This is a genomic window from Geobacillus zalihae NBRC 101842 (assembly GCF_001544135.1).
GTDB lineage: Bacteria > Bacillota > Bacilli > Bacillales > Anoxybacillaceae > Geobacillus > Geobacillus zalihae.
In genome coordinates this window covers 1-925 of sequence record NZ_BCPV01000024.1, presented here as the reverse complement: position 1 = coordinate 925, position 925 = coordinate 1, and the positions used below count along the sequence as shown (strand labels likewise).

Below are 925 nucleotides of genomic sequence, written 5' to 3'. Positions count from 1 at the left end.
TCTGACTTTTAATCAGAGGGTCGGAGGTTCGAGTCCTCCATGGCTCACCACAATTGATTTGCGGGTGTGGCGGAATTGGCAGACGCGCTAGATTCAGGGTCTAGTGCCCTTTACGGGCGTGGGGGTTCGAGTCCCTTCACCCGCATGTTGATTCGAGCGGAAGTAGTTCAGCGGTAGAACACCACCTTGCCAAGGTGGGGGTCGCGGGTTCGAGTCCCGTCTTCCGCTCCATTTATTTGCCCATTTAGCCGGGGTGGCGGAATTGGCAGACGCACAGGACTTAAAATCCTGGGGTAGGTCACTACCGTGCCGGTTCGAGTCCGGCCCTCGGCACTTGCGCTCGTAGCTCAATTGGATAGAGCATCTGACTACGGATCAGAAGGTTAGGGGTTCGAATCCTCTCGAGCGCGTTGGCGGGAAGTAGCTCAGTTTGGCAGAGCACATGGTTTGGGACCATGGGGTCGCAGGTTCAAATCCTGTCTTCCCGATAGCGGATATATGGGGCCTTAGCTCAGCTGGGAGAGCGCCTGCTTTGCACGCAGGAGGTCATCGGTTCGATCCCGATAGGCTCCACTGTTGCTTTATGTCTGTGCCTGCCGCTTGCAAGGGAATTTGAAGACGTGAGGTTCCTCGGTAGGATTACAGACTCGGTAGGATTACAGAGAAGCAAACGAAAGTAGCAACCTTGTGTCCTGCAAGTGAATGGAGAGAAGCGGGATTCTTCGACGAAAACCAGCAGAGAAGTTGTTTCAATGCAGCAACTTTGCGCCTGTGTCTTCTAGTGAATTCGGGGGAATTGGGTTCCTCGACGCAAGACTGCAACGAAGCAAGTTCAAGAAGAGGTCTCGTTCCTTGAAAACTGAACGAAACGAAGCGCGACGAAAAGCGGAGGCCGCTTTGGCCGAAGCTGGACAATCCGAAAAGT

6 tRNA genes are annotated in these 925 nt (G+C 54.1%); all 6 read left to right on the top strand.

Annotation, left to right across the window (positions count from 1 at the left end):
- Positions 1–60: 60 nt before the first annotated feature.
- The 6 genes from GZ1_RS08580 to GZ1_RS08555 all read left to right on the top strand — a co-directional run bounded on the left by GZ1_RS08580 (position 61) and on the right by GZ1_RS08555 (position 573).
- Positions 61–145, top strand: a tRNA-Leu gene (locus tag GZ1_RS08580).
- An 11-nt stretch (positions 146–156) separates the two neighbouring features.
- Positions 157–231: transfer RNA gene (locus GZ1_RS08575), tRNA-Gly, on the top strand.
- A gap of 16 nt (positions 232–247) precedes the next feature.
- Positions 248–333, top strand: a tRNA-Leu gene (locus tag GZ1_RS08570).
- A 3-nt stretch (positions 334–336) separates the two neighbouring features.
- A tRNA-Arg gene (locus GZ1_RS08565) sits at positions 337–410 on the top strand.
- A gap of 4 nt (positions 411–414) precedes the next feature.
- Positions 415–488, top strand: a tRNA-Pro gene (locus GZ1_RS08560).
- Between the two features lie 12 nt (positions 489–500).
- A tRNA-Ala gene (locus GZ1_RS08555) sits at positions 501–573 on the top strand.
- Positions 574–925: the final 352 nt, after the last annotated feature.